Here is a 21,873-nt window from a genome sequence, read left to right as displayed (position 1 = left end):
TCAGAGATCGAACTCGGCCGGAGAGATTCCGACTGCAAAACACATGTCGCGTACGACGCCGCGCTCGTGCTCGTCGAAGTTGCCGTCCGCGCCGCCGATGATGATGCCGATCTGGATGACCGCGCGGGCCTGATCCTGCTTCGACTTAAGCTTGGCAATGGTTGCGGTTGCCTCGACCTTGCCGAACTCGTAATCCGAGGACAGCTTGCTGCAGTACCAGTCGAACTGCTCACGAAGCTCGTCCGGCGGGAAGACCGCGAGCGACTCGTTGCTCATGATCAGCGCGGCGGTCTTCTGACGCTCCGACGGATCGATCGAACCGTCTGCGGCGGCGATCAACGCGCACATTGCCATGCTCGCGTTCTTGAATTCCTTGTTCTGGAACTGGCTGGTCTTTGTCTTGAGCTGGCCGTTCATCTCCTGAGCCTTAGCCTTCAACTGATCCCAGAATGCCATGAGTCTCCTCGAGTATTGCCGCCACACACCGCGCGTGGTCGTACCACCACTCTGCCTGTGCGCTCGGCAATCCGCCATCGGCCGCTAGGTGCGGTCGAACACTGCCAGAATTCGCGACTCGGAGATCGGGTCGAGCACGTCCGGGGTGAAGTGCCATTGCGTGCGGGTCCACGGATCGTGAACCTCCGTCTGCCCTGCTGCCGAAAGATGTTGGCACCCCTCGGACAGCGCGGCGACGGATTCTTCCGCGAAGTTCGACTCGTCCTCTCCGACAATCAGTATCGACAAACCGATTCCCGGTCCGCGTTCGGCGAGGAACATGATGGTCTGTGCGTCTTCGGCGGAGTATCCGTGCGGGAAATCGCTGAGGATCAACAGGCGCAGGGAACTCGGGCCATCTGCGACACCACTCATTCGCGCGAGTTCGCCCATGTCGACGGCCTCGGCCAGTGCCCGCAAGCGCGCCGAGATCTCGGTGTGAGCGGTGATGACCGGGCCCGCGAGCATCGGTGCCAGTCGGTCGGTCAGTGGCGTCAGCGAGCCGGTCAGGTCGACGACGTCGAGTAGCGGCATCGGGCCGGCGGCCATGACGCGCACGGTGACGGCACTGATCAGACCGAGCGCTGCTTTGCTCGACGTGCTGTCCACCCAGATCGGCCGGCGCAGTGGCAACGGGACGCAGTAGGGAACGGTGAGTGTGCCGCGGTCCGGAGCCGACAGCTCGCCAAGACGCATTCCGTCGCTGACGGCCGTGATCTGGGCCGGATCGGTTGTACCCGCCCAGGACACCGACTTCCACGACGCCATCGACCGTGGGAGCACGCCGTCGATCACGCCGAGTTCGTGCGCAAGCTGAGCGCTGTCGCGGGCGTGATTGTCCCGCGCGAGTGAGACGAGGTCGTCGTGACGCTTCTGTGCGGCATCGCGCGCCGCCACTCCCGCTGCCGAGTTCCGCAACGACGGATCTGCGACGGCTGCGGTCAGATCCTCGTCCAAACGGGCAAGCGCGTACTCGCTGCTGGAGACGAAGGAAGCGGCAGAACGCGAGGCGTCCTCGAAGATCATCCACGCACGCTCGAGGCCGCGGCCCACCTCCAACGGCTCCACGGCGGAGTCCCACTCGGGCGCAGCTGTCGGGCCTGGTTGTGCCGGCTCGTCGTCCACCTCGACGCCGTGCACCGAGATCAGTTCCGCCAGACCACCCGCATAGCCCTGCCCTACGGCCCGAATCTTCCAGGCACTGGACTTTCGGTACAGCTCCCAGCAGATGACCGCTGTCTCGGTACCTGCGGTGGGGATCGCGAATTCGGCCAGGACCGAACCGGATTGATCGCTCAGGGTGGCGGAGAGCCCGGCCGTGCGAAAGGCGCCCGCGGCCGTCGCCGCCGGATCCACGCTGACGATGCACAACACCGCTGCCGCATCGGGGTGAAGTCGATCGAGTTCCACCCGGATGCCGCTCTCGTCGAGTTGCACTCCAGCGGTGGACGGTTGGTTGTAGAACACGAAGTCCGCGGACGTCAATGCCCGCAGGTTCGCGTCCGCTACCAGCGCCGACACGTCGAACGGCGTCTGGCTCTCGGCTCGAAACGTCACCACGGGCGCCTGCAGCGGCGCGTTCTGTCCGGGAACAAAAGTCATACCCACAGCAGCGAACTATGCCATGACCGGGCTCTCTCGGTCAGCCTTGCAGGTCCGCCACCACTAGATCGGCGACCGCGGTCATCCCGGCGTCCGTGAAGTGCAAGCGCTGCGCCGTCGACTCCGAGAACAGGCCTTCGAACCAACGCTGATCTGCACTCGCACATGCGTCGTGTCCGCCGGCGATGCTCGCCGCCGCAATGTCGACAGTGCGCACACCGTGGGCGTGGGCGACCTCGTCGAACTTCGTGTTGTAGCGAGCGAAGTAGTCCATGAACCAGGATGCGTCGGCGTCTGAGAACGGAATGTTCGGCCAGCATCCGCGAGAGGAGATCATGCCGCCCTCTCCGATCAGGTAGATGCGAGCGCTAGGCGCGCGCTGCGTGACCGCAGTCAGGATGCGATCCAATTCTCCGGCAGCCCGGTCGATTCCGGACTGGGCGACGGAATTCGCGAGCGGGTCGTACCGGCATCCACGATCGGTTCCTGGCCCCGGAGCGACGCACAGGGGGCCGAGGAAGATGCTGTTGGAGTCGTTGCCGCCGATCGAGATGGTGATCAGGTCGGTGTCCGGGTGAACGGCATCGAGTTGGACAGGCCAGTAGTTCGGAATCAGCTGTGGAGTGTCGATGATGTTCTCGGCGCGTGCCGCGCTGCAAGAGACGTCGGTGAACTCCGCGACCTCGAGTGCCCGAGAGATCTTGCCCGCGAAGTTCTCGTACGAACGCGAACAGGCGTCGGGGTACATCGGTTCCAGCCTTGGACCGGAGGCACGGGAGTCACCGAGGGCGACGTACTTGATCCCGGTGCCGGATACTCCTGACCGAGTTTCCGACTGGGGCACCGAAGCCTGCGCGATTCCGGTGCTCACGAGCGCCAGCACAACGCCTGCGACGGCCGCCGCCCGACCGAGAAGTTTCCCTCGAATGATCATCTACTGTGCCAAGTCCTCTCGCGCACGGCCGCTCGACTGACGGCTCGACATGCCGCATGAGGTTAACGCACAGAGGGGGAAACGATGTCCGGTTCGACGGACGGCGATCGAAATCACCTACCGCCGAACCGGATTCATCTCGAGTATGCAGTCTCGACTCAAGCAGTGAGGAAACGGCCCAGCTGCGGCGCAGCTTCTCCTGCGTGCTTGGCCTGGATACCTTCACCGATGGCCTGCAGCTTCCATTCACCGTTCACGCGGTACACCTTTGCCATCACCATTCCGGTGAAAGCCATGCCGCCCTGGAGCGTGTATCGAGCGAGCTCGGAGTTGGTGGTGCTGTCCACGAGACGGCAGAAAGCGTTGGAGACCTGCTCGAACGTGTGTCCGCGGTACGAGGTCACGGTGAAGATCACGGTGGTCACGTGAGCCGGGACCCGCTGAAGATCGACGAGCATGACCTCGTCGTCGCCGTCTCCGTCGCCGGTCAGGTTGTCACCCATGTGACGGACCGAGCCGTCCTTGGACGTCAACTGACCGTAGTAGCAGACGTCGACGAGGTTGCCGTCGGCGTACAGGAGTGCCGAAGCGTCGAGGTCGACGTCGGCGGTACGGCTTCCGAACAGGCCGCTCTTCTTGATCGGATCCCAACCCAGACCCATCTGGATCATGGTGAGCGCGACGCCGCCCTCCTTGCGGAGTGTGACCTTCTGGCCCTTGGTCAGGCTGACGGGGCGTCCCTTGACCAGGCTCACCTCGGGCTGCTGCGCCGGCGGCTGGTTCTGCACGGGAGGCGCCGGGGGCGCCTGGTTGTACGTCGGCTGCTGGTTGTACGTCGGCTGCTGGTTGTACGCAGGCTGCTGCGCCGGCGGGTAGGCCGGCGGCGTCGGTCCCTGGTTGTAGGCAGGCGGCTGGTTGTACGCGGGCGGGGCCGGCGGAACCGGCGGCGCGTTGTACGAAGGCTGCTGCTGCGGCGGCTGGTTGTACGCCGGCGGTGTAGGAGCGACGGACGAGGGCGGGGTGATCGGCGCCGGAGCCGCGACCGGAGTGGGCGGCGGCGGCGCGGGCGCATCGTCGACGGACACACCGTGATCGGTGACCAGCGCGGCAAATCCACCCGCGTACCCCTGGCCGACGGCGCGCACCTTCCATGCACCCTGGCGTCGGTACACCTCGAGCGCGATGACGATGGACTCGGTGGTGAGGCCGTCGATCACGTACTCGTACAACACGTTCCCGGCGGCATCGGAGACCCGAGCGGTCGGTGCAGCAGTGCGCCCGAAGTTCGACGAAGCGTCGTCGAGCGTGATGACGGCGCGAACCTGCTCGATATCGGCGGGTACGCCGGCGAGTGAGACTCGGAGTGAGGCAATGCCACCCGGGTTGGGTACCAATTGCACGCCGGGTCCGGTCGGCTGGTTGAAGAAGACGAAGTCGGCGTCGGAACGAACTTTTCCGTTGCTCGTCACGAGGAGTGCAGACAGGTCAGCGGCCGCAGCCAGCTGAACCGAGACAACTACATCCGAGACGTCCAGCGGGCCGTTCTGCCCTTTGGCAAGCGATACAGACAACTAAATCCCCTTCATAGAGAGCGTGTATTACCCGAGCGCGGAAGAGAACCACCGCAAGATCTCCGCGCTCGCTGCGATACCGGACCTTTCTGTCACAGTAACGGTCGGCCGTTGCCAATTCAGTTCTTCCAGCTCACCGTGCCTGGGCCGGATCGCGAAATCGGAGTATTCGAGCATGTCCGCATCCAATGCGCCGTCACCAGCCGAGATCACGACGGCGGACTGATCCAGATCACCCGACTCGACCAGTCTGCGGCGCACCTCTGCCAGCGCTCGTGACTTCGAGACAGCGTCGGGCATCGTGTAGATCTTGCGGCCTTGACGCGAGACATTCCAGCCCCGCGTCACGCACCACCCATTCCATTCGGTTTCGAAATCACTCGGCATCACGGCCAGATCGACGACCAGGTATGGAAACAGGTCGTCGGCAACACGAATGGAGCTGACCCAACTCGAGTCGATCCGCGATTCCAGTTCCGCCTGAACCTGCGGCAACTCGGCGCCGGACTTACGGGTCGAACGGTCGATCTCGTTTCGCCAGTCGCGATCGGCCTCGCCGTCTACGAGGATGTTTCCGCCGTTGCTCGTGATCGCGTACTTCCACGGTCCGCCGGGAAGATCGATCCGCTGGAACTGCGCAATGGTCCTGGTCGTCGTCGGAATCACCGGAACCCGCGAGCTGAGCGCGGTCAGCAGTTCGATCGATTCGACGCTCATGTGCGAGAGCGGACCGCCGTTGTAGTACTCGACGCACAGCGGGCTCGGTGCCGAATCCAGGTCGGAGCCACTGGGATCGCCGCCGATCGCGGCCTGCGAATAGATCATCGTGCGGTCCAGATCCGTGGCGATCAGGACCTGGGACGCAGCGGTGTCCACACGGCTCACGTGATGTCCTTGATCAGGCCGACACACGAGTAGGCGAGATCCGGGACGACCTCGACCGGGACCCCACGGGCCTGTGCCAACAACCGGATGTGTGCGTGCTCCGGGGCTTCGAGTTCGCGCACCAGAACCTTCCAGGGAAGCCGGCGCAGCAGCACCCTGGTTGTTTCTCCGACACCGGGTTTGACGAAGTTGACCGTCGAGATCCCGTACTCGGCCTGCACCTTCTCCACCGACTCCCAACCGGCCCAGGTCGGCGTCCGATCGGAATCGAGCACTGCAGCAAGAGAATCCGCTGCGTCGCCGCGAACCGAATCGAACTCGGCCGAGACCACGTCGAGCAACCTGTTGGAAACGTCGACGTCGGCGAGGTCGGCGTAGAACTTGGCGCCGTGGAAATCGCCGGGCCCGATGAGGGTGTCGTTGAGGACAGTTCGTGAGACCAAGCCGGACACCGTCGAATTGAGGCACGCCGACGCGATCAGGAAGTCGTCACGGGTCCCGTACGTTCGCACGCAGTGTCCGGGGTCGGCGAGAACAGCCAGATCGGAGTCGAACTTCGCTCCGCCTGCCTCGTGGTACTCCGTCAACGCTGCGTCGAGTTCGCGGGCGATGGCGCCCTTGCCCGTCCAGCCGTCGACGAAGACGACGTTCTCCGAGTCGTGATGGTGCGCAAGATAATCGAGTGCGACGGAATCGATTCCTTTGCCACGGACGATGGACACCGCATAGTGCGGCAACGTCAACCCGCGGGTCTGCTGGGCCCAGCGCCGCATCAGAATCCCGATCGGTGTTCCGGCCCGGGCGAGTGAGACCAGCGTGATGTCACTCCCCCGCTCGGCCAAGACCAGGTCCATCACGGTCCCGACAGCGCGCGCCAACCGTGGAGCGCTCTCGGCGAGCACCGTCTCGAAAAGATCCCGGTATGCCTGATCGGGTTGGTACTCGATGGGAAGAGACTCGGCATAGTGCGCCTCACCCGACTGAATACGCTTCTCGCGCACGGATACATCCGCTTCGAGATCCACGTGCGAGAGATCCTTGAGCAGCCACTTCACTTCGCCCGGCGCGTACGAACCGAATTCGGGCCCGACCAATGGTTCGTTCATGACGAGCTCCCTGCTCTGGAATCTCGCAGCGCCAACGGATCGGCCCCGCGAACGGTGGCGACCAGGACGTCGGTGCCGGAGTTCCGCAACACCTCGACCACTCCGTCCATCGCCGTCAACCGATCGGTGTCGGCGGGCTCGTCGATGACCAGCAACGCAAGGGCGTCGACCGCCGCATCAGGCCACTGCGCGTTGTAGACGTATCGGGGTTCGTTCTCGCCCAGTTCGGGCGCCGGAAAGGTGAACCCGCGACGCAGCGGGTACCCCGGCACGTCAACGACGTAGGCGGGTGAACGCGTCGTGGTCTGGTAACGAACTGCTCGCCCAGAGCTTTCCAAGCCCGCAGCGATGCGCAGTGGCAGGTACATCAACTCCTCGTGACCGATCACGATCACAGCACGCGACGCGTCGATCGACGATTTGAGAATGGACACCGCTGCCTCGACGGCTGACTCGAATGCCGCGGTGTCGCCATCGAGAAAGCCGTGCCTGCCACCGTCGGGGACATGTGCCGGCCACGGCAGACCGATCCGTGCCAGCGTGCCACGGCGGTCACCGATCGGATTGAGATCCGGAGCATCCAGCGCCGTGACGCGCTCGGTCAGGCCGTCGGGCAGGACCGTCGAACCCGAAGCGAGAGAGACGTAGTCGATTCGTACATTCAACTCTGCCGCCGCGGCTTCGCCGGCGACTCGGTGTTCCTCAGTTCTCATGTCCACCAGCGAGGCCACGACGTAGCGGCTTCGCGGGCATTGCCCGTGCAGCGCCCGGATGGCATCGATCGCGGTGGCGCCGGTGGAGATCTCGTCGTCGACGAGGACCAGAGGCAGGTCGTTCTCGAACAGTTCGGCGGACGTCGGCTGCATCAGATGGCTCGTGGCGTGCGAGTGCCCCTCCTCGAATCCGGCGAGCGTCGTAGCCCCTGGTACGTCTCGGCGCGTGGAGTGCAGGTAGCAGTGAGCGTGCAGGCGAGCTGCGACGCAGTGACCCAAACCTGTTGCGGTTTCGGCAAACCCGAGCACGACGACGTCGACACCCTCACCGAGGGTTGTCCGCACCAGATCGCCAAGGTCGTCGGCAGCACCGATGACCACGGACGGCTCGGTGGGCACGTGCTTTCCCAGCACAGTGGACACCAGCAGGTGAGCGCGACGCGGATTCCGCCGAAGACCCGGGATCACCAGATCGGGCACCGAATGCCCGAGCGACGAATCACCGTGAACGAGGTCCAAGCCGAATTCTGCTGTAGCCCAGGGAACGTCCCGGGACTGGACAAGCTCTGTCATCGATCGACCAACGCCGTCAGCAACTCGACGAACGTGATGCCCTTATTGGTCACGCCGAACACGTGAGCTCGGAGCGCAGTCTGATGGGCCCAATTGCGGTGCGGCTTCATCTCGTTCATCTTGTTCCGGTAGCCGGAGGCCTGCACTCCCCCGGCGTCGGCACCGAGAATGTCGAGGGCATCGTGATATTCCTCGTGCGTGACAGCGGACAATGCATTGACCGCTGCGACGTGCGACGGGTGGATGACCGTCTTGCCCTGGATTCCGTTGGCGCGGTCCAGCGCGATCTCACGGAGCAGACCGTCGAGGTCGCGGCTGACGAGATGCTGACGGAACCGGACGGCGTCGTGTTCCTCGAACGGAGTGGCGCGCAGCATCGGCCGGAACATGCGTTCGTGATCGGCGAAGTACTCCCACACGGGCCCGGTGATGACAAAACCCGAACCGTCCGCGCGCCCGAGATAGTTGACGATGTCGGCGATGACGTCGACCACCACGCGCACGTCGTAGATGGTCAGATCGCGGTCACGACGGATGCCGAAGGTGCTGCACATGTCGGTGGCGCCGATGCGGACGGCAAGGATTCGATCGCGGTGTTGCGCGAGAATCCCACTGATGGTGCGCAATTCGAGATCGCGAGTATCGCGGTGCACAAGCGCGGGTGATTCGAGTACCGGCATCGCGTAGAGATGCTTGCCCAGCAACTCGGATGCGTCCGCGACGGCGTCGAGGAACACAGGGCCGGACTCGCTGCCGAACTTCGGGATTACGAACCCGGTGAGCGCGGCGCGCCCCTCGGTCAACGACGCGGCGACCTTGTGGATGTCCGCGACTTCACGAACCCGCACGAACAGCAGCATGCCGACGGCGTCGGTGGACGCGATCTTGTCGAGAGCGTCAACCGCGTTCGCTCGCGCCGACTCCACCTCGTGATCCGCGACGGCGTCCTCGAGATCGAGCACCATCGAGCTGACGCCCTCGGACGCACGCTTGACCACGATGTCGGCCAACCCGGCCCGGGTGGCAGGAACGTAGAGAGTTGCACCCAGAGCAATCGCGAGCAGATCCCTCTCGTCGGAATCCGCGAACGATCGAGGCGCATGCAGGAACAGTTGCTCCCGCACGTCATCCTCGAGATGTTGAAAGTGCTGCATTTCTCTTCTCTCTGTAACCGCAATCAAGTCCATGGAACGACCCCCTGTGACAACGCGTCGGGCAACTCCGATCCCCCGATCGGCCCGACCATTCAGTTTTTGCCGGCTCGCGCCCGCATCTTCTCGACAACTTCGGTGATGAACGTCGATACCGAGTCCAGCTGTAATACATACGACCAGTAGTCCGGATGAGTTCCCGACAGTGACGCACTCGCTCGCTCGATCCTTGCTAGTTGAGCATCGAGTACGGAGCCCCACTCCGCCACCAACCCTTGGTTAACAGCGAACATCTGGGCGTCTTTCAGCCGGAAACGAACCTCACGTTCCTTTTGGCTCGGATCTGCCCGGACTGCACGCAGAGTAGCGAGACGGTCCGTCACGGCGTCGGCACACGCTTCGGCGTCGGCGAGGTGCACGCGGGCTTCGGCCATCAAAGCCAGTGCATGTTCGGGGTTTCCCGCAGCCAACGACTGCTTCGCTTCCTTGAGATCGATGTCGGCCTGATCGATATGTGCTCGGCTGCGACTGCTGTTGTCGACGAGGTCAGCGGAACTCGCGGCGTTGAACTCGCGCAGCAATGCGGAGTACGCCGGATCCAGGCGGTCCACTCGAGTGCGCACTGCCGACAACCTGGTCGAGACCGAGGAAATCGTCATCTCGGCACGGTGCTGGGTCGACGGGGCTTCTGCCAATGCTTCCTCGAGCGCCGATACCGCTTCGCGGACACTCTCGGCCCGCGTGCGGACTGCGTCGGCGCGACCGGATGAGCGCGCATTGTCGAGCGCTGCAACCGCGTCGTCGAGGTGTTCGGAGGCCGTCACCACCGACGGGTACTCGCGATAGCGCTGATCGGTGGCAGCCAGTTTTTCCCGGACGGCGTTCGCCAGGGTTCGGGCCTGCTGGCCGAGGACGGGAATGGCGGACATCGTGACCGTCGCCTGCTCGAGGTGCGCACGATGCCCGTTGTAGAAGGCGTCGACGCCCTTCGCCGCCTCGACGAGTTCGGCTACCGACTTTTCGAACGCCGCCCGAGCACCGTTCGGGTTCTGGTGAAGTACCTGATCGTTGCCATAGCGCTCGGATGTGTCGAGGTAGTCCGACGCAGCCTGGAAGCACCGATCCCGAACGGGTTCCCACGCAGCGCGCAGCCCTCGCTCGGGGTACAGCTCGGCGGAAGCGTCGACTGCTGCCGACGCGATGGTCTGCCGCTTGTCCATGTCGAGGAACGCCGAAACCATGGCCGTCTGCGCCTCCCGCGCACGACTGACCGACTCCCCCACTCTTGCCCCCCGATTGAAGCGCTCCGACCATCTTCCCACCACGATTGAATCCTACGGGTCCAGCACTTCGCTTCTCGGTTCGTAATTCTGCTGTTACGGCGAACACACCGGAACTGCGGTTAGGGTGGTGGAGGTAAACACACTCCCAAGACGACTTCGCGTCGTAGTGGGCCTTGTCTCTCCTCTTGAAAGGACCCCTGAATGGGCGTCAGCTTGACCAAAGGCGGCAATGTCTCTCTCACGAAGGAGGCCCCGAACCTGACTGCAGTGGTCGTCGGCCTGGGCTGGGACGCACGTTCCACCACCGGAGCTGCTTTCGACCTCGACGCCAGCGCAATCGGCGCAGGCTCGAACAAGAAGGTCCTCTCCGACCAGCACTTCATCTTCTTCAACAACCTCCGTTCGCCCGACGGCTCGATCGAGCACAAGGGTGACAACACGGACGGCGAAGGCGAAGGCGACGACGAGCAGATCGACGTGAACCTCGCAGCGGTTCCCGCCGAGGTCGAGAGCGTTGTCTTCCCCGTCTCGATCTACGACGCAGAAGCTCGCTCGCAGTCCTTCGGCCAGGTCCGCAACGCGTACATCCGCGTCGTCGACAAGTCGAACGGCAACGAGCTCGCTCGTTACGACCTCTCCGAGGACGCTTCCACCGAGACCGCCATGGTCTTCGGTGAGCTGTACCGCAACGGTGCAGAGTGGAAGTTCCGCGCAATCGGCCAGGGCTACGCGTCCGGCCTCGCGGGCATCGCGCGCGATTACGGCGTCAACGTCTGATCTTCGCTCTCGACGAGCTGACTCGGGGAAGGTTCCGCAGTAGTCTGTGGAACCCTCCCCGTTTTCACGTTCGGATGCGGTGAGAGACCGCTTGCAGTAACCACTCTGCATTGACCAACTAGAAAGGGCCACGCTCCGTGGTACTGCGAATATTCGGTTTATCCATCGCAATTTCGATCCTCGCGATGATCGTTGCGTTCATCTACGGCGGACCCGAGGCACTGTTCCTCGTCATCATCCTGTCGATTCTGGAAATCTCGCTTTCCTTCGACAACGCCGTCATCAACGCCACTGTTCTGCAAAGAATGAGTGAATTCTGGCAGAAGATCTTCCTCACCATCGGCGTCATCATCGCCGTCTTCGGTATGCGTCTGGTGTTCCCGCTCGTGATCGTCTGGGCTGCATCCGGTCTCGGACCCGTAGCTGCACTCGACCTCGCACTGAACCCGCCTGCGGACGACGCCGCGTACTTCGCCAACGGCGAGCCGAGCTACGAAACCATCCTCACCGACGCTCACCCGCAGATCGCTGCCTTCGGTGGCATGTTCCTGCTGATGCTCTTCCTCGGATTCATCTTCGAAGAGCGTGAGATCACCTGGCTGTCCTGGCTGGAGAAGCCGCTCGCTCGCATCGGCAAGCTCGATCAGCTCTCCGTCGTCGTGGCCGGCATCGTCCTGGTTCTCAGTGGTTCGTTCCTCGCTGCTGACGACAAGGTTTCCACCGTCATGATCTCCGGTGTTCTGGGCATGATCACCTACATCGCGGTCAACGGACTGGGTGAACTGTTCAACCTGCCGGAAGAAGGCGAAGAGGAAGAAACCGCCAAGTCCGGCGGCCCCACGCAGCTCGCGAAAGCGACCGGTAAGGCCGGCTTCTTCCTGTTCCTCTACCTCGAGGTCCTCGACGCGTCCTTCTCCTTCGACGGCGTCATCGGCGCATTCGCCATCACAGCAGACCCGATCATCATCGCCCTCGGCCTCGGCTTCGTCGGCGCGATGTTCGTCCGTTCCATCACGGTCTTCCTGGTCCGCAAGGGCACGCTCTCCGATTACGTCTACCTCGAGCACGGTGCGCACTGGGCCATCGGCGCTCTGGCCGTCATCTTGATGGTGTCCATCGGCGTTCACATCAACGAGATCATCACCGGCCTGGTCGGTGTCTTCTTGATCGGCGCTGCTTTCATCAGCAGCCTCATTCGCAACAAGCGAATCGCGAACGCAGATCCGAAGTTGGACGAGAACACTCCGGCAACTGTCTGACGTTCTTTTTCACGAAACGCCCGCGACCAATTGGTTGCGGGCGTTTTGTTTGTTATGCCTGAATTGAAACTCTCTGCATTCCCAGCCGCGCGCCAATTGTTCCGCCGCGCGCCAAATTCAGCCTGCGGCTGAACAATTGCCCTGCGGGTGCGAAAAACCTATTCGTAAGGGAAACCATGAACGAGATAGTCATAGAGCGCGCAACGGACGAGGACGCCGCGGAAATCCTTGTTCTACAACGCTGTTGCTGGGTTTCGGAAGCAATCTCCAACAACAGCATGGACATACCCCCGCTCCACGAGGACCTACCCACGGTCCGAGCCTGGGTTCAGGAGTCGACTGTCTGGACCGCACGACGCGGCGGCCGGCTCGTCGGGGCCGTGCGAGGAACCGCGGACGGAACCGCATGGCAGATCGGTCGCCTCATGGTGGCACCGGACTTGGCGGGCAACGGCCTCGGCCGACGCCTCTTGCAGCACGTGGAACAGAACGCTCCGGAGCACATCACACGTTTCGAGCTGTTCACCGGAAGCAGGAGCCTGCGGAACATTCGCCTGTACACCCGAGCGGGCTACTCCCAATTGCCGCCGGACCCCAGCCACATCCCCGGAGTCGTCTACCTGTCCAAGCCGAACGCCATCAACTCCGACTGAACGGCGATACTGACTTCTGTGGTGAACATTCGCGTCGCAGCGCAGACAGACTTGCCGTTCTTACGTGAGCACGACTCACACATCGCAGCCGAGGAACTCGCGTCAGTGATCCAACGCGGCCGGATACTCGTCGCCGAGGACAACGGTAATCCAATCGGCTGGCTGCGCTGGGGCTTGTTCTGGGACGAGATTCCGTTCATGAACATGCTGACCGTCCTGTCTTCGAACCGCGGCCAAGGCATCGGGCGCGCTTTGGTCACAGATTGGGAAAAACGCATGAGCCGCGCGGGACACTCGCAGGTCCTCACCTCCACACTCGCCGACGAATCAGCCCAGAACTTCTATCGCGCAATGGGATACACCGACGCGGGAGTTCTGTTACTCCCAGGCGAGTCCTCCGAAATCTTCCTACGTCGAGACCTCGATACGACGACCGATCTGATCGATCCCCACATTACCCACGAGTAATATATGGTGGTCGTCACACCACGATCTCAGGGTGGGGCGTGGCACACCAATGTGGAGGACGAGTATGTCGTCAAGGGTTTTATCTCGCGCAGTTGTCGGAGTACTCGCGCTTGCACTGACAGGCGTCGGCGCACCGGTAGCGCTCGCGCAGCCAGTCCTTGCCAAGTCCCCCGATGACGGTTTCTACAGCTACGAGGGCGCGGCACCCCTCTCGTCGTACGCCCCAGGCGCGGTCCTCGAGACTCGCACCGTGCCGTACACCGTGCTCAACATCCCGACCCCGATACAGGCAGTCCAGGTTCTCTACCGATCAACCGACGCCCTGGGACAGCCGTCCGCCAACGTCACCTCGATCCTGCGCCCGGCCAACGCCCAACCGAACAAAGTTGTTTCGTACCAGTCCTTTTACGATTCGCTGAACCCCGACGACAGCCCGTCGCGAGCCATCGCGGGTAACACCCCGATCGGCGACTGGACTCCCAGCGGACGCAACTTCAACATCGGCGGTACCTTCACGTCCATCGAGGCAGCCTTGTTCGGGCCGCTCTTCGCATTGGGCTACACGATCGTCGTCCCGGACACCGAGGGCCCGGATGCAAACTTCGCTGCCGGACCCGAATACGGGATGATGACGCTCGACGCTCTGCGTGCCGCCCGCGATGTCCCGGAAACCGGAATCACCGACGACGCAGAGATCGCGCTGATGGGTTACTCCGGCGGAGCGATCGCCACCAACTGGGCTTCGATACTCGCTCCCGCATATGCACCGGAGATCAACGACAACTTGATCGGTGCCGCGCAGGGAGGCGTGCTGGTCAATCCGGCCAACAACCTTCGCTACGCGAGCGGAAGCATCGGGTGGGGCGGCGTTGTCGGCATGGCAGTCGTCGGCGTTGCGCGTTCGTACGACATCGATTTCGGGAAGTATCTCAGCGACCGTGGACGCGACGTCATGGCTCGACTCGAAGACGCGTCCATCGGCAATGTGCTGGCACAGTATCCCGGACTGACCTGGCAGGATCTGGTCAAACCCGAGTACGCCGATCCCAATACGGTTCCCGAGTACGTCGATGTCGTGAACAAGATCAACATGGGCACCGCGGCGACACCGACCATTCCGATGTTCATCGCGCAGGCGGCCAACGGCACCATCGAGGGCACCCAACCCGGCGGCCCCGGTGTCGGAGCGGGAGACGGCGTGATGATCACGGGCGACGTCCGCACCCTCGCACGCAAGTACTGCGACGCCGGCCTGGCGATTCAGTACGACCAGTACGACACCATCAGCCACTTCCTCGGCGCCATGCTCTGGCTCCCCGGTGCGCTCGCCTGGGTCGACGACCGCTTGAACGGCAAGCCTGCACCGTCCAACTGCGCGAACATTGCACCGGGGAACTCTCTTGCGCCGCAGGAACATGCGGCGCGCTAGCGAAGCGATCCCGCCAACAGATACCTTTGTCGTCCTGGTGCGCTATCGAACTCAACTGCATGGACCGCGTTATCGCAGGGCCCGTAAATCGCACTTAGAGTTCTGCGCCGACACGATATCCCTCTGCGACAGCGTGACTGATCCGACGGGGCGCGACGCAGTCACCGATGACGCTGACGGACTCTCCGGCAACGAGACCAAGATTCGACATCGGAATCCGCGGTTTGTGCCAGACGGCCAACGCGTCGTAAATCGTTATGTCACCACCGCCGAACACGGGCCGCAGAATCAGTGGCAACGCGGAATCTTCCGGAACCACGAGTGTGTGGCAAATCTTGAACTCCACGCCGCCGTCACCGAGCCGGCCGAGAAGTGGGCCTGCACTCTCGGCCGGAATCCGCGAGACCAATGCAGAAAGCGGGGTGGCAAAGGTGACGTGCCAGCCCCGGCCGGCGAGCGCTTCGGCGGCGCTGTATGCGGGCCAGAATCCGTCACCCTCGTCGAATACCACTGCGCGTCGACTTGCCACCTCCGGTACTCGACCGGACAAGACGTCGTCGACCGTGGCTGCTGCTCGACCCGACAGTTCGATCGGTAGTTCGGCCGGCCGCGATCCGGTGGCCACGATGACGTGGTCAGCTGACGAGTGGATGTCGGCAAGGTCGTCGGCGTCGATTTCGGCACCGAGGTTGACATCGACTTTGAGCCGTTTGAGTTCTCGCCCAAGGTAATCGATGATATCGACCAAGGTGGCGCGATGCGGCGCAGCCGCGGCCACGCGGACAGCGCCGCCGAGAATGGTGTTCCGCTCGAACAGTGTGACACGGTGCCCGCGCCCTGCGGCGACGCGCGCTGCCTCGAGTCCGGCCGGCCCGCCGCCGATGACAAATACTTCCTTGGTGCGCGGGGAGACGACACCAACACCCGGATGCCGACCGCGCCCGACTTCGGCGTTGACCGCGCAATGGAGATGCGGGTCGAAGGCACGGCAATCCTGATTGATACCGAGACAGCCACGGATCTCGTCGAGGCGGCCGGTCTGCGACTTGATGGGCAAGTCAGGATCGGCGATGAGCGCCCGTGCCATCCCCACCATGTCGACGTAACCGGACTTGATCGCGTGATCGGCGGTGGCGGCGTCGCGAATACGCTGGCCAACGAGAGTGGGAATTCCGGTGGCAGCTCGCACCTTTGACGCGGACGGAATTGCGACAGCGTCCTCGTTGGTGGAGTCCTTGACATATTTCCCGCGGGTGCCGTGCGTGATGGAGAAGTAATCGACCCCGAGTTCGGTCATATTCTCGGCGATGCGCACGCAGTCATCGATCCGCATTCCACCGGGGATTTCCTCTTCACCGCTCAGTCGCACGCCGAGGGCGAATCCGGTCGGCATGACGGAGCGCATTGCCTCGATCACCAAGCGGGGGAAACGCATTCGATTCTCGAACGATCCACCGAAGCTGTCGGTTCGCTGGTTGGTCAAGGGGGACATGAACTGAGCAGGCAGATAACCGTGCGCGGCATGGATTTCCGCGCCGTCTGCGCCTGCCTTGACAAGATTCGCGGTCGAGATGCGCCAGCCTTCGATAATGTCTTCGATCTCTGTAATCGTGAGTTCGTGAGGGGGGTAGGCATCGCGCGGTGTCTTTATCGGGGACGGGGCCGACGGCGGCGCATCCGATTCGCCGCCGATGAATTCGCGGCCGAGGTGACACAACTGACCGATGAACTTCGCGCCGTGACGGTGTATCACTTCGACTTTCGCGGCTGTGGCCGGAACGAATTCGTCGATGTACGCCTCGACGAGCTTTCGTGAGCGCAGCGTCGTGGTCGGGTGCACCACGGTGGCACCGCCGATGATCAGACCTACTCCACCGGCCGCGAGTCGCTGGAAATGTTCGGTGTCCCCGTGTGTGGGGACACCGTTTTCGGCCATGCTCGTACCGGCAGGCAAGGCCACCAATCGATTCTTGATGGTCATGCCACCGACTGCGAACGGTGAAAATAGGTGGGGGAATTCGTTACCCATGAGTGCTCTCCCAGCTCGCAACTACTGACATGGCGATCCTACTCTAACTGTATTGAATTCAGTTTAGCCAACAATGGCGGCATCGAAAACCTGCACGCACCCAACTATTGTGACGTGAGCCACATCATGGCATACTGCCGTCGTCAGCTAAACCGAGTTCAGGTCATCTCGAATGAATGCTGAATTTGCTTGTTCTCGAATATCTTTCGCGGTTCGACAACGAGATCTCCGGAAAATACCTATGACATACGAGCGCCAGAAGGGCACGTCCATGAAGATCTTTCCCCGGTCGGTCATAGCGGTGACTGCGGCCGCCACGCTGATGGTGGCGGCCGCGTGCAGCAGTAACGAGACCATGGCAACGCTGGCCTCCGGCAGTTGGGACGACGTCGTCGCCGCGGCCACAGCCGAAGGTTCCGTGCGGCTTTACTCCACCCAGCATCCGGCAAACCTCGAGGCACTGCGGGTTGCATTTGCGCAGCAGTATCCGCAGATCACCTTGGAAGTTACGCGCGGCACCGATGTCGAGATGAACCCTCGAATCGAAACCGAGAATCGAACTGGCAAGGGCGTAGGCGACGTTCACATGTCCTCGGATCCGTCCTGGATCAAAAATGCCGCCGCAACCGGCGACTTCTCGACGGCGATTGTCGGCCCAGCCTTCGACAATCCGATATACGATCGCGCTCGAAGTGTGATCGACGACCAGTTCTTCCTGACCAGCGCGGCTATATTCGCGCTCGGTTGGAACACCGACGCTCTGCCCCAGGGGCTTCGATCACCGGACGACCTGCTTGATCCCGCACTGAAGGGGAAGATCGGGGTTGTGAACCCCGGCGGATTCGCGGCCGTGGTCGACGAGTACCAGTTCTTCGAAAAGAATTGGGGCAACGGCGATTTCAACGAACGGCTCGCGGCCCTGAATCCTCGAATCTACCCGAGTTCGCTGGGTATCGCCCAAGCATTGAGCTCGGGTGAGATTGCCGCAACCCCGATGGTGCAACCGCTGGTGCGGGAGATGGCGACAGGTGCCCCGGTGGACTGGGTACTGCCGGAGCCGGCTTGGGGAACGCCGTGGTATTCCTTGGTACTTGCGTCCGCGCCGCATCCGAATGCCGCGCAGGTACTGGCCAACTTCATGGTCACAGAAGCAGGGCAGAAGGCACTCTCGTACGGATACGGTAGTGCTCTGCCGGACATCTCGGGTTCGGTCGGACGTGCGCAGGATATCCCTCTACCGGACACCGCTGCGCTCACTCCCGAGCTGACCGGCAAGTTCCAAGAAGAATGGGAGCGGAGCTTTCAACGTTAGTGGTGCGATCTGGCCCGCCTCGGATCGAGGCGGGCCACCTCAGTGCTTTACTACTTCAGTACTTTTCACCCACCTCGGCCTTCTCGACCAACGACTGCGGTGGTTCGAAATGACTGCCGTACTTCGACGCCAGATCTCGGGCGCGGTCGACGAAACCTGGCAGCCCGCCGTCGTACTGGTTGATGTACTGGATCACGCCGCCGGTCCAGGTTGGAAAGCCGATACCGTAGATCGAGCCGATGTTAGCGTCCGCGACCGATTCCAGCACGCCCTCGTCGAAGCAGCGCACGGTCTCGAGCGCTTCAGCGAACAGCATTCGTTCCTTCATGTCCTCGAACGGAATTTCCGTGGACCCTGACTTGAACGCTTCACGCAGACCTGGCCAGATGCCGACGCGCTTGCCGCTCTCGTCGTACGAGTAGAAACCGCCGCCGCCGGATCGTCCGGTGCGCTCGAGTTCACCGACCATCCGATCCATGACGGCGTTGGAACCGTGGAATGGAACGGTCTCGCCTGCGGCGAGCAATGCCCGCTCGGTTTCCTTGCGGATCTTCTGCGGCAGTGTGAGTGTCAGTTCGTCCATGAGCTGCAGTGGCGGTGCCGGGTATCCGGCCTGTGCGCCTGCTTGCTCGATGAACGTGGGGTTTATGCCCTCGCCGACGGCGGCCATCGCCTCGTCGAGGAACTTGCCGATGACGCGCGAGGTGAAGAAGCCACGACTGTCATTGACCACGATGGGGGTCTTACGGATCTGCTGGGTGTAGTCGATGACCCTGGCCAACACAGCATCCGACGTCTTGGCGCCTTTGATGATCTCGACCAGGGGCATCTTGTCCACCGGGGAGAAAAAGTGGATTCCGATGAAGTCTTCCGAGCGCGCGACACCTTCGGCCAGGATGGTGATCGGCAGGGTGGAGGTGTTGGAGCCGAGCACCGCTTCGGGTTCGACGATGTTCTCGATCTCCTGGAACACCTGGTGTTTGACTTCGACCGATTCAAATGCGGCTTCGATTACCAGGTCGACGCCCGCGAAATCGGCGGCGTAGGTGGTCGGTGTGATTCGGGCGAGGAGTTGTTCGGACTTCTCCGCCGTGGTCTTGCCACGCGCGAGCGCTTTGGCCTCCAGCGCTACCGCGTACTGCTTGCCTTTCGCCGCTGCGTCGAGCGAAACGTCCTTGAGCACCACGTCGATTCCGGCCTGGGCGGAGACGTATGCGATTGCGGCACCCATCATTCCGGCTCCGATGACACCCACCTTCTTAGCGGTGAACTTGTCGTAGCCGTCTGGCCTTGACGCTCCACCGTTGATCGCCTGCAGGTCGAAGAAGAAGGCGTTGATCATGTTCTGGGCCACTTGGCCGGTCACGAGCGAGACGAAGTAGCGGGTCTCGATCTCGTCGGCAGTGTCGATGTCGACGTACGCGCCTTCGATCGCGGCAGCCATGATCGCGCGTGGTGCCGGCATCGGTGCACCCTTGAGTTGCTTACGCAGGAGACTCGGGATAACCGGTAGGACCTGGGCCATCTTCACGTCAGCCGGTCCGCCGCCGGGAATCTTGAATCCTTTGGTGTCCCAAGGCTGTATGGCATCGGCGTGGTCGTGAATCCAAGCCTTGGCCGCCGGTAGCAATTCCGCCACCGAACCAACGACCTGGTCGATCAGGCCCAACTCCAGCGCGCGTGTCGGGCTCAAACGCGGGCCCTGCAGCAGCACGTTTGCCAGCGCCCCCTGGATGCCGAGCAGCCGTACGACACGGGAGATTCCGCCGCCGCCGGGCAACAGACCCAGGGTGACCTCGGGTAAGCCGAGTTGGTTGCCCTTGACGTCGGCCGCGATGCGGTGGTGGGTGTGCAGCACGATTTCCAGCCCGCCACCGAGCGCGACGCCGTTGATGGCGGACACTACGGGCTTGCCCAGCACCTCGAGTCGCCGCAGCACCTTCTTGAGTTCGTTGAGGTGGGTGGTGACCTCGGTGGCAGAAACCGGGTTCTTCGCCTGCGGTCCCCAAGCCTGCATGTCCCTGAGGTCACCACCGGCAAAGAATGTTCGCTTTGCCGAGGTGAGCACGACGCCGACGAAACTGTCCTTCTCGGCTTCGAGTCGGTCGACTGTCGCGGCCATTGACGACGTGTACAGGGCGTTCATCGTGTTGGCGCCCTGATTCGGGTCGTCCATCGTGAGCACGAGGACGCCATCGGTATCGAGCGCCCAGCCGATCATGTTGTCAGTCATTGATTCTGTATGTTCTTTCTCTTCAACAGAGGGAGGAGCGGACCGGGGTGCAGACTCAGACGCGTTCGATGACGGTGGCTATACCCATGCCGCCGCCGATGCACAGCGTGATCAGGCCGTAGCGTCCGCCGGTACGTTCGAGTTCGTCGAGCACGGTGCCGACCAGCATGGCTCCGGTAGCGCCGAGTGGGTGGCCCATCGCGATGGCCCCGCCGTTGACGTTGGTCTTCTCGTGCGGGATCTTCAGATCCTTCATCCACTTCATGACCACGGAGGCAAAGGCCTCGTTGAGTTCGAAGACGTCGATGTCGTCCACGGTCAGTCCGGCCCGCTTCAGAGCGAGTTCGGTGGCGGAAGTAGGTCCGGTCAGCATGATCGTCGGTTCACCACCGGTTTGGGCGGTGGCCACGACGCGGCCGCGCGGCGTCAGGCCGCCGCGCTTACCCGCGGCTTCGCTGCCGACGAGTACCAGTGCGGCACCGTCGACGATGCCCGAAGAGTTACCGCCGGTGTGGATGTGGTTGATCTTTTCTATGTTGACGTACTTCTGCAGCGCAACCTCGTCGAAACCGGTTGTAGCCGCATGTTTTTCGAACGCCGGTGTGAGCTTGCCCAGACTCTCGACGGTGCTTCCCGGACGGCGATGCTCGTCGTGATCGAGCAGGACGACCCCGTTGAAGTCCCGCACCGGAACCACGGATTTGGAGAAATAGCCTGCATTCCAAGCATTTTCCGCGCGCCCCTGTGACTGTGCGGCGTAACCGTCGATGTCCTCGCGGGTGAATCCTTCGACCGTGGCGATGAGGTCGGCGCCGATCCCCTGCGGGGCGATGTACAGGTCGTATGCGGTCGCCGGGTCGGTGAAGATGGCGCCGCCGTCGCTACCCATCGGGACACGCGACATCGACTCGACGCCGCCGGCGATCACCAGGTCGTCCCAACCGGATGCAACTTTCTGCGCCGCCAGGTTTGTGGCCTCGAGACCTGACGCACAGAAGCGATTGACCTGCGTGCCTGGCACCGAATCCGGCAATCCCGCGAGCAGGGCCGCGGTGCGCGCGATGACTGCACCCTGCTCGCCCACCGGGGAGACGACGCCCAGTACTACGTCGTCGATTTCTGCGGGATCCATTGCGGTAAAACGGGTTCCGAGTTCCTGGATCAGCCCGACTACAAGGTCGACGGGCTTGACACTGTTCAATGAGCCTTTTCGCAGCTTGCCTCTCGGCGTGCGAATGGCCTCGTAGATAAATGCTTGTTCACTCACAGGGATTCCTTTTGGTCATGACGGCTCAGTTGTTTCGGCCGGACAAGAGTGAGAGTCGCCGGCCGCATTGGCGGCGCGCGCCTGCGATAGAGATCGCGGAGGAGTGCGAGAGCGCGGGAGAATTACGGCGTCC

At 62.7% G+C, this 21,873-nt stretch carries 18 protein-coding genes; 6 read left to right on the top strand and 12 right to left on the bottom strand.

The genetic code is table 11. The features are described from left to right. The 9 genes from GN300_RS14220 to GN300_RS14180 form a co-directional block, all read right to left on the bottom strand. The gene (locus tag GN300_RS14220) at positions 1-456 is read right to left on the bottom strand and encodes a tellurite resistance TerB family protein (protein ID WP_003941110.1); all 456 of its coding nucleotides are present in this window, start codon (positions 454-456) and stop codon (positions 1-3) included. An 84-nt stretch (positions 457-540) separates the two neighbouring features. Continuing rightward, positions 541-2,097 carry a TerD family protein gene (locus tag GN300_RS14215; protein ID WP_063315077.1) on the bottom strand — a complete coding sequence of 519 codons (1,557 nt, stop codon included), beginning with the start codon at positions 2,095-2,097 and terminating at the stop codon, positions 541-543. A 40-nt stretch (positions 2,098-2,137) separates the two neighbouring features. Then, a complete protein-coding gene (locus GN300_RS14210; protein WP_063315078.1) occupies positions 2,138-3,031 on the bottom strand; it encodes an SGNH/GDSL hydrolase family protein in 894 nt (297 codons plus the stop codon). Positions 3,032-3,189: 158 nt separating this feature from the next. Beyond that, entirely contained in the window at positions 3,190-4,602 is a 1,413-nt protein-coding gene (locus tag GN300_RS14205) for a TerD family protein (RefSeq protein ID WP_063315079.1), read from the bottom strand. Between the two features lie 27 nt (positions 4,603-4,629). Further along, the gene (locus GN300_RS14200) at positions 4,630-5,487 is read right to left on the bottom strand and encodes a hypothetical protein (RefSeq protein WP_007727039.1); all 858 of its coding nucleotides are present in this window, start codon (positions 5,485-5,487) and stop codon (positions 4,630-4,632) included. After that, entirely contained in the window at positions 5,484-6,593 is a 1,110-nt protein-coding gene (locus tag GN300_RS14195) for a cysteine protease StiP family protein (RefSeq protein WP_003941082.1), read from the bottom strand. The genes GN300_RS14200 and GN300_RS14195 overlap by 4 nt, the downstream gene beginning before the upstream one ends. Continuing rightward, on the bottom strand, positions 6,590-7,879 hold the full coding sequence (locus GN300_RS14190) for a phosphoribosyltransferase family protein (protein WP_063315080.1): 1,290 nt from the start codon (positions 7,877-7,879) through the stop codon (positions 6,590-6,592). Before GN300_RS14190 ends, GN300_RS14195 begins: the two co-directional genes overlap by 4 nt. Beyond that, complete coding sequence (locus GN300_RS14185) at positions 7,876-9,033, bottom strand: HpcH/HpaI aldolase/citrate lyase family protein (protein ID WP_042950575.1); 1,158 nt, start codon at positions 9,031-9,033, stop codon at positions 7,876-7,878. The genes GN300_RS14190 and GN300_RS14185 overlap by 4 nt, the downstream gene beginning before the upstream one ends. 92 nt (positions 9,034-9,125) lie before the next feature. Then, complete coding sequence (locus GN300_RS14180; protein ID WP_007727045.1) at positions 9,126-10,271, bottom strand: hypothetical protein; 1,146 nt, start codon at positions 10,269-10,271, stop codon at positions 9,126-9,128. Between the two features lie 243 nt (positions 10,272-10,514). On the opposite strand from GN300_RS14180, the gene GN300_RS14175 reads away from it, so the two are divergent. The 5 genes from GN300_RS14175 (at position 10,515) to GN300_RS14155 (ending at position 14,899) form a co-directional block, all read left to right on the top strand. Next, positions 10,515-11,090 carry a TerD family protein gene (locus GN300_RS14175; protein ID WP_003941199.1) on the top strand — a complete coding sequence of 192 codons (576 nt, stop codon included), beginning with the start codon at positions 10,515-10,517 and terminating at the stop codon, positions 11,088-11,090. A gap of 137 nt (positions 11,091-11,227) precedes the next feature. Beyond that, complete coding sequence (locus tag GN300_RS14170) at positions 11,228-12,349, top strand: DUF475 domain-containing protein (protein WP_003941145.1); 1,122 nt, start codon at positions 11,228-11,230, stop codon at positions 12,347-12,349. A 176-nt stretch (positions 12,350-12,525) separates the two neighbouring features. After that, positions 12,526-13,002, top strand: a complete 477-nt coding sequence (locus GN300_RS14165) for a GNAT family N-acetyltransferase (RefSeq protein WP_042922718.1) — start codon at positions 12,526-12,528, stop codon at positions 13,000-13,002. Between the two features lie 18 nt (positions 13,003-13,020). Next, on the top strand, positions 13,021-13,470 hold the full coding sequence (locus GN300_RS14160; RefSeq protein ID WP_063315081.1) for a GNAT family N-acetyltransferase: 450 nt from the start codon (positions 13,021-13,023) through the stop codon (positions 13,468-13,470). A 64-nt stretch (positions 13,471-13,534) separates the two neighbouring features. After that, a complete protein-coding gene (locus GN300_RS14155; RefSeq protein ID WP_063315082.1) occupies positions 13,535-14,899 on the top strand; it encodes a lipase family protein in 1,365 nt (454 codons plus the stop codon). A 94-nt stretch (positions 14,900-14,993) separates the two neighbouring features. On the opposite strand, the gene GN300_RS14150 is transcribed toward GN300_RS14155, so the two are convergent. Next, on the bottom strand, positions 14,994-16,928 hold the full coding sequence (locus GN300_RS14150; RefSeq protein ID WP_063315083.1) for an FAD-dependent oxidoreductase: 1,935 nt from the start codon (positions 16,926-16,928) through the stop codon (positions 14,994-14,996). Between the two features lie 271 nt (positions 16,929-17,199). On the opposite strand from GN300_RS14150, the gene GN300_RS14145 reads away from it, so the two are divergent. Next, the gene (locus tag GN300_RS14145) at positions 17,200-18,240 is read left to right on the top strand and encodes an ABC transporter substrate-binding protein (RefSeq protein WP_045066630.1); all 1,041 of its coding nucleotides are present in this window, start codon (positions 17,200-17,202) and stop codon (positions 18,238-18,240) included. Positions 18,241-18,295: 55 nt separating this feature from the next. On the opposite strand, the gene GN300_RS14140 is transcribed toward GN300_RS14145, so the two are convergent. Next, positions 18,296-20,473, bottom strand: coding sequence for a 3-hydroxyacyl-CoA dehydrogenase NAD-binding domain-containing protein (locus GN300_RS14140; protein ID WP_063315084.1), 2,178 nt, complete (start codon positions 20,471-20,473; stop codon positions 18,296-18,298). A gap of 55 nt (positions 20,474-20,528) precedes the next feature. Beyond that, entirely contained in the window at positions 20,529-21,740 is a 1,212-nt protein-coding gene (locus GN300_RS14135) for an acetyl-CoA C-acetyltransferase (RefSeq protein ID WP_063315085.1), read from the bottom strand. Positions 21,741-21,873: the final 133 nt, after the last annotated feature.

This window comes from Rhodococcus sp. Ni2, from assembly GCF_021352185.1.
GTDB classification, from domain to species: Bacteria; Actinomycetota; Actinomycetes; order Mycobacteriales; family Mycobacteriaceae; genus Rhodococcus_F; species Rhodococcus_F qingshengii.
Note: the sequence above shows the minus strand (reverse complement) of the source record. Positions and strands in the feature narration are given on the sequence as shown.